This is a genomic window from Novacetimonas hansenii JCM 7643 (assembly GCF_000964405.1).
GTDB classification, from domain to species: domain Bacteria; phylum Pseudomonadota; class Alphaproteobacteria; order Acetobacterales; family Acetobacteraceae; genus Novacetimonas; species Novacetimonas hansenii.
The window spans coordinates 1-7,200 of the sequence record NZ_BANE01000064.1 but is presented as its reverse complement, the minus strand read 5'-3'; the positions used below and the strand labels follow the sequence as shown (position 1 = coordinate 7,200).

Genomic DNA, 7,200 nt, shown 5'->3' with positions numbered 1-7,200 from the left:
TATAGGCCCCACAACAAATAACGTCAATCCATTAATTGAAAAAAGATCGTTTTTTTGCATTCCGGCATCAGAACAACCCTTTGTCCTGAAACGTATTTCTGGCTGTTTTAGGCCGTTTTCTGGCGATCCATCAGCATATCGGTCACGACGCGCTTGAACGGTGAAAGTGCATCCGCCACCTGCAATCCCACCCGGCGCAGTTCGCGAAACGGCCTTTCATCGCGCGTATAAAGGGTTGCGATTCCATTTGTCGCGGCGAACAGGGGGGCGGTGGCAAGGCGATGCCGACGTTCGAACCGGCGCAGGACGGACAAGCTGCCGATTTCCTCGCCCTTTTCCATCGCCGCGCCGATTTCCTGCGCAAGGGTTTCCTGCCCCTTCAGGCCAAGGTTGAACCCATGGGCGGTAATCGGATGCATCCCCACGGCCGCATCCCCCACCAGCACAAAGCCCGGCGTGGCGAAACGATGCGCATAAACCCCACGGAGCGGATAGACATGGCGCGTACTGACCAGGCGCATGCGCCCCAGACGGTTTCCAACCCGTTGCATGATCTGGTCATTGAATGCATCGCGTTCCATCAGGCGCAGCGCCTCGATCCGGTCGGGAGGCAGGGTCAGCACGATGGAGGACGCCCCACCATTGACCGGCAGCAACGCCACGGTCTGTCCTTCGTCAAACCATTGGGTTGCCACATGGTGATGGGGGGATTCATGCGCCATGCGACATACCAGCATGGAACGATGGAAATCATGCATGATCGCGCCGATCCGCTGCATCCGCCGGATCTGTGAAAACCGGCCATCCGCGGCGACCACCAGGCGGGACGTTTCCTCCCCCCCATCATGGATGACCGTCCTGTCCCCCCGGCCATTGCGCACATACTGCGTGGCGGTGCCTGCCTTTATGGTGATACCCGGCCGTTGCGTGGCCTGTGCGTAAAGGGCGCGGCGGATCAGGTGGTTGGAGACGAGATAGCCCAGCGCCTCCACCCCGCGCCCACGTGTATCGAACGTCAGGGGATGGTTACGTCGTCCGGTTTCCACCCGTGCCTCCCGCAAGGGGGAAATCGCCACTTCCGGGATATGGGGCCATGCGCCCAATGCCTTGAGCACCCCCACCGAATGATGGGTCAACGCGATTTCGCGGCCATCGAACGGCGCCTCTGCCAAAGCTGCGGCAGGCGCACGTTCCAGAACCGTGACCGACAGGCCCAGCGCCTCCAGTGAAAGGGCGGTGGCCAACCCGACCGGGCCACCACCGATAATCGTCACGTCGCTTTGCACGTCCTGATACTCCTGTGCGGCTGCATCATCCCATGCCCCTGCCGGGACGGGTCCTGTGGAATCATCCGTTCAATAATCATGGGGCACATGATGGGAGCTTCCGGCCTGCGCCTTTTTCGGGAAAGGGTTCACCAAAAACTTTCTATGGTCCCCTGTGTTATTATCTGGGGTCTTTTTCATCTGCGGCGAAACGGGTGCCTATGCCTTCCCACTGTGCGACATAACCTTCGACCGAGGCGCGCCGTGCGGGGCGGGCATCGGGACCGGGCGTGCCGACAAACAGGAAGCCCGCCAGCCTGTGCGGGGCCTCAAACCCCAGTTCCGCCGCCAGTTGCGGGTCATAGGTCACATCGCCACTGACCCAGACCGCGCCGAACCCGGTCAAATGCAGGGCGTTAAGCACATTCATCGCCGCTGCGGCCACGGCCATTTCCTGTTCAATCAGGGGGATCTTGTGATCGGGACGCAGATGCATGCCCAACGCAATGACCAATGGCATGGTCGAAAACCGTCCGCGCCGCTTTTCGATCTTGGCCTCTGCCACATCCGGGTCAAGGCGCTTCATGCTTGCCACCACCAGTTCGGCGACACGGGCACGGGCGTCGTCGCGGATCACGACATAACGCCACGGACGCAGCCGCCCATGATCGGGTGCGCACATCGCCGCCGAAAGTATCCGTTCAAGCTGCGCCGCATCAGGCGCAGGCTGCACCAGCGCATCGGTGGAAAAGCGTGACAGCAAAAGATCAAGCGATGTCATTACATACGTTCCTTCGATAACGGGTCGGGTGGAACAGCACATGTGCATATCAACGTGCATCGCCCACCGGGCCGTGGGGCGGTGTTGCGACATGCCGATGCCGCCGTGACCCTGCGCACCCTGCCCATCCGCAATCCGCGTCGCACCATGCCGCAGATACCGTGCAAAGCCAAGGGAACCGCACCAGCATGCCGCCGCGCGCGCCCCATGCGCACCAGTGGGTGGCAGGATCGGTATGGATTCCACCGCCCCCCTTGCTGTAGAAGGGACAACCATGACCGAACCCCGCTCCGCCACGATTCACCGCGCCACCAGCGAAACCGACATCACCGTGTCCATCAACCTTGATGGCACCGGGCAGACCCGCATCGCCACGGGTATCGGATTTTTCGATCACATGCTGACGGCCCTGGGCCGACACAGCATGTGCGACCTGACGGTGGAGGCGAAAGGCGACCTGCATATCGACTATCACCACACGGTGGAGGACACGGGCATCGCGCTTGGCAAGGCATTTGCCCGCGCGATCGGCGACAAGCGTGGAATCCGCCGGTATGGCAGCGCGCTCGTCCCGCTTGATGAAGCGCTGAGTGAAGCGGTGATAGATATTTCGGGTCGTCCCTACCTTGCATGGTCGGTGGAGTTCACCCGGGACAAGATCGGGGAGATGGACACCGAACTGTTCGAGGAATTCTTTCGCGCCTTCGCCATGAGTGCGCTGGTGACATTGCATATCACGCAGCGTTCGGGCCGCAACTGCCACCATATCGCCGAAGCCTCATTCAAGGCGCTGGCCCGCGCATTGCGCATGGCCGCCGAACATGACCCCAGGGCACAGGGCATCGTCCCGTCCACCAAGGGCGTATTGTGACCTTCTACGCCACATGGGCGCCACCGGAACGACCCGACGCGATGGCTGCGACCCTTGTGCCACAACGCATGTCGTGGCTGGTGCTGGTGTTGGGGTGGCCGGGGCTTCTGGCGCGCGGCGCATTCGTCTCCGGGCTGATGGCCGGGGGCCTGACGCTGATGGCATGGGCCATCGTGCCCCATGGTGTTCCCCTGTTCGTGCTGCTTGCGGCAATGCATGTGCTGGCCGGGATATGCGCCGCGGACATCCTTGCATGGGAACTCCGCCTGCGCGGCCTGGTGCCCGGCCCCGTCATCATGGCCACCAATGCCGGTGATGCCCGCCTGCGCCTGTTACAGGCCACCGCCCCCTTCACCACCCCGAGTGCATGAGAACGCCGATGTCCTCCCCCCAGCGCCAGTCCATCGTCGTCATCGACTATAACGGCGGCAACCTTGCCTCCGCCGCGCGGGCTCTGACACGCGCGGCGCAGGATTGCGGCATCGCGGCGGATGTCACCATCACCGCCGACCCACACGCCGTACTGGCGGCCGACCGGATCGTCCTGCCCGGACAGGGTGCGTTCGCGGACTGCGCGGCGGGACTTGCCGCACAGCCGGGCCTGCAGGATGCGATCATCGCCGCGACAGACGGGGGCACGCCGTTCCTTGGTATCTGCGTGGGCATGCAACTGATGGCGACACGCGGGCGCGAACATGGGGTGACGCCGGGTTTCGGATGGATCAGGGGCGATATCACCCTGATGTCCGCCCCCGGCCTGCGCCTGCCGCAGATGGGGTGGAACCAGTTGGACTTCACCCCCGGTGCCCACCCCCTGACAGAGGGGCTGGCAGCCGATGCCCACGGCTATTTCGTGCATTCCTTCGCACTGAGCGGCCATGACCCGGCAACCCTTGTGGCCACGACCGATTACGGCGGCGCGGTACCGGCCATTGTCGCGCACGCAAACCGCGCAGGTACGCAGTTCCATGTGGAAAAAAGCCAGAAGGTGGGGCTGCGTATCCTCGCCAACTTCCTGCGCTGGGCCCCGGCACCCGCCACGGGCGGCGCATTGGGGCCGTCATGACGTCCTCCCCCGCCCCGCGCCTGAGCACGGAACGGCTGCAGTCGCTGTCGGAAGACGACCTGCACTCCCTGTGCGAGGCGACGCACGCCGCCATCCTTGATGGCGGGGGGTTCGGGTGGCTTTCCCCCCCGCCCCATGATGTGCTGGAACGTTATTTCCGTGGCCTGCTGCTGGTGCCGGAACGCCAGTTGTTCGTCGCGCGCCATGACGGGATGATCGTGGGTGCCGCACAGCTTGTGCGCCCGCCGCGCAATAACGAAGCGCAGGCGATGAGCGCCACCATGATGCATTTCTATATCGCCCCCTATGCCCGTGGGCTGGGACTGGGGCAGATGCTCCTGACCGAGGTGGAGCAGTGCGCCCGCGCGATGGGGTACCAGATCCTCAACCTTGATGTCCGCGCGACGCAGGAAGGGGCCGTCGCCCTGTTCCGTGCGCACGGATTCTATCACTGGGGCACGCACCCCAGCTATGCCCGTGCGAACGGACAGACCGTCAGCGGACTTTTCTTTACCAAGCGCCTGCAGGATGACGAGCGGATCGTGCCCGCCCACCCGCAGGATACCTCCACCCCCATCCCTGCCGCAGGACATGCCGCCGTGACCGGACACAGCCTGACACTCTATCCCGCAATCGACCTCAAGGATGGTGCCTGCGTGCGCCTGCGCCGTGGGGAAATGGACCATGCCACAGTCTATTCCGACGATCCCGGCGCACAGGCGCGCGCCTGGGTCCATGCAGGATACAGATGGCTGCATGTCGTTGACCTTAACGGTGCGTTTGCCGGGCGTTCGGCCAATACCGAGGCGATCGAGGCGATCATCGCCAACGCCACCGTCCCGGTACAGCTTGGCGGTGGGCTGCGTGACCTCGACAGCATCGGCCACTGGCTTTCGGTGGGGATCACGCGCGTCATCCTTGGCAGTGTCGCGGTCAAGAACCCCGACCTTGTGCGCGAGGCATGCCGCCTGTTCCCCGGTCGCATCGTCGCGGGCATCGACGCCCGCAGCGGGCAGGTCGCAACCGAAGGCTGGGCCGAAACGTCGGAGATGAAGGCCGTGGAACTTGGCCTGCGGATGCAGGATGCCGGTGTCGCCAGCGTGATCTTTACCGAAATCAGCCGTGACGGCATGCTGACGGGCATCGATATCGCGCAGACGGCGGAACTGGCGAATACGCTGGATATTCCCGTCATCGCCAGCGGCGGCGTCGGCAGCCTCGAACATCTCGAAGCCCTGCGCGCCGCAACTGCGCAGGCACCGGGGATCGAGGGGGTGATCGTCGGGCGCGCGCTGTATGATGGGCGCGTCAATCCCGCCGACGCGCTGCGGGTGCTCGCCTGATGCTGAAGCTTCGCGTCATTCCCTGCCTTGATGTCAAGAACGGGCGCGTGGTCAAGGGCGTCAACTTCGTCTCCCTGCGCGATGCGGGCGACCCGGTGGAACAGGCGGCGGTGTATGACGCGGCGGGGGCGGATGAACTCACGTTCCTTGACATCACCGCCAGCAGTGAAAACCGTGATACCATCCTTGATGTCGTCAACCGCACGGCCGAACGCATCTTCCTGCCACTGACGGTGGGTGGTGGCGTGCGCACGACTGACGACATGCGCCGCCTGCTGCTGGCGGGGGCGGACAAGTGCGCCATGAACTCGGCCGCCGTATCACGCCCCGAACTCATCAGCGAGGCGGCACGGAAATTCGGCAGCCAGTGTGTGGTCGTCGCGATCGACGCCCGTTCGGACGGGCATGGATCGTGGGAGGTCTATACCCATGGCGGGCGCACCCCCACCGGGCGCAACGTCATTGACTGGTGCCGCGAGGTCGCCGAACGTGGCGCGGGGGAGATCCTGATGACAAGCATGGACCGCGACGGAACGGGCAAGGGGTTTGACCTTGATCTGCTGCGTGCGGCGTGCGGCGCGGTGCGTGTCCCCATTGTCGCATCGGGCGGGGTGGGCGATCTGCATCATTTCATCGAAGGGGCAAAGGCAGGCGCGACAGGGCTTCTGGCGGCCAGTGTCTTTCACTTCGGGCAGTTCACCATACCGCAGGTCAAGCAGGCGCTGGCCGGGGCTGGCCTGCCCGTGCGCCAGACCTGCTGATCTCCCCTTCCCTCCGAACGCAGCCCACGCACGAAAGAGACACGATGCCAAAGCCCCCCAAATCCAAACCCGACGCGCCAAAGGCCACCAAGGCCAAGAAGGCCGCGACCACCAAAACCCCGGCCAAAGCGCCTGCCAAGAGCCCGGCCAAGGCGGCGTCAAAGGCTGCGGGCAAGGCCCAGGCCCCCACCATCGCCACAGACATGCCGCAGGCGACGCCGGACGTGCTTGATCGCCTGTTCGAGGTGGTGAGTTCACGGCGCGGCACGGACACATCCATCAGCCATTCCGCCCGCCTGCTGGCACGCGGACGCCGCAAGATCGCACAGAAATTCGGCGAGGAAGCCGTCGAATGCCTGATTGAGGCCGTATCGGGCAATCGTGACGAACTGATCAGCGAAAGCGCGGACGTGCTGTACCACCTGATTGTCATGTGGGTGGATGCAGGCGTTGAACCGCAGGAAGTCTGGTCCGAACTCCTGCGTCGCGAGGGCACAAGCGGCATCGCGGAAAAGGCTGCCCGCCCGCGCGACCCGCTGGCATGACCACACGCCGGACCATCGGCCCCATCGGACACGTGGCGCCATCCGCCACGCCACACACCGCACCACCGCATATTATCTGACAAAGGACAGGGCAGAGATCATGGCCGTCAAGGAAAGCCTACCATACGATCCGCAGAACGTCTTCGCGCGTATCCTGCGCGGCGAACTGCCGTGCAACAAGGTCTATGAAAACGACTACGTCCTTGCGTTTCATGACATCGCGCCCAAGGCACCGATCCATGTGCTGGTCATCCCCAAAGCCCCGTATGTGTCCTTTGCCGATTTCAGCCAAAATGCGTCAGAGGCGGAAATTACCGGGTTCACCCGCGCGGTGGGCCAGGTCGCACGCATCTTGCAGGTTGACGGGCCGGGGTACCGCCTGTTGTCGAATATAGGGGAGGAAGGCGGACAGGAAGTACCGCATTTCCATGTCCATATCTTCGCCGGGCGTGCGCTTGGCCCGATGCTGCCGGAATAATCACCCGGTGGCATAGAACCCGGCAAAACATAGCCGGGTGATACATAAAAGTTTTTGGGTGCCGCCTTTCGATCGAAAAAGGCGGCGTCT

The 7,200-nt window shown here is 63.7% G+C and carries 9 protein-coding genes; 7 read left to right on the top strand and 2 right to left on the bottom strand.

The annotated features are described in order from the left end of the window. Nucleotides 1–107 precede the first annotated feature (107 nt). Complete coding sequence (gene ubiM, locus B7G66_RS05235; RefSeq protein ID WP_003622351.1) at nt 108–1,286, bottom strand: 5-demethoxyubiquinol-8 5-hydroxylase UbiM; 1,179 nt, start codon at nt 1,284–1,286, stop codon at nt 108–110. A gap of 160 nt (nt 1,287–1,446) precedes the next feature. Continuing rightward, nucleotides 1,447–2,046 (bottom strand): nitroreductase family protein, encoded by a 600-nt coding sequence (locus B7G66_RS05230; protein ID WP_040513061.1) that lies wholly within the window; start codon nt 2,044–2,046, stop codon nt 1,447–1,449. A 274-nt stretch (nt 2,047–2,320) separates the two neighbouring features. On the opposite strand from B7G66_RS05230, the gene hisB reads away from it, so the two are divergent. From hisB to B7G66_RS05195, 7 genes are all read left to right on the top strand, one after another. After that, entirely contained in the window at nt 2,321–2,917 is a 597-nt protein-coding gene (gene hisB, locus B7G66_RS05225) for an imidazoleglycerol-phosphate dehydratase HisB (RefSeq protein ID WP_003622348.1), read from the top strand. Between the two features lie 41 nt (nt 2,918–2,958). Then, complete coding sequence (locus B7G66_RS05220) at nt 2,959–3,288, top strand: hypothetical protein (RefSeq protein WP_141312722.1); 330 nt, start codon at nt 2,959–2,961, stop codon at nt 3,286–3,288. An 8-nt stretch (nt 3,289–3,296) separates the two neighbouring features. Then, nucleotides 3,297–3,983, top strand: coding sequence for an imidazole glycerol phosphate synthase subunit HisH (gene hisH / locus B7G66_RS05215; protein WP_003622344.1), 687 nt, complete (start codon nt 3,297–3,299; stop codon nt 3,981–3,983). After that, nucleotides 3,980–5,326, top strand: coding sequence for a 1-(5-phosphoribosyl)-5-[(5-phosphoribosylamino)methylideneamino]imidazole-4-carboxamide isomerase (gene hisA, locus B7G66_RS05210; protein WP_048858890.1), 1,347 nt, complete (start codon nt 3,980–3,982; stop codon nt 5,324–5,326). Before hisH ends, hisA begins: the two co-directional genes overlap by 4 nt. After that, nucleotides 5,326–6,087, top strand: a complete 762-nt coding sequence (hisF, locus tag B7G66_RS05205; protein ID WP_003622339.1) for an imidazole glycerol phosphate synthase subunit HisF — start codon at nt 5,326–5,328, stop codon at nt 6,085–6,087. Before hisA ends, hisF begins: the two co-directional genes overlap by 1 nt. A 44-nt stretch (nt 6,088–6,131) precedes the next feature. After that, the gene (locus tag B7G66_RS05200) at nt 6,132–6,632 is read left to right on the top strand and encodes a phosphoribosyl-ATP diphosphatase (protein WP_003622337.1); all 501 of its coding nucleotides are present in this window, start codon (nt 6,132–6,134) and stop codon (nt 6,630–6,632) included. A 100-nt stretch (nt 6,633–6,732) separates the two neighbouring features. Then, nucleotides 6,733–7,110 (top strand): histidine triad nucleotide-binding protein, encoded by a 378-nt coding sequence (locus B7G66_RS05195; protein ID WP_003622335.1) that lies wholly within the window; start codon nt 6,733–6,735, stop codon nt 7,108–7,110. Nucleotides 7,111–7,200: the final 90 nt, after the last annotated feature.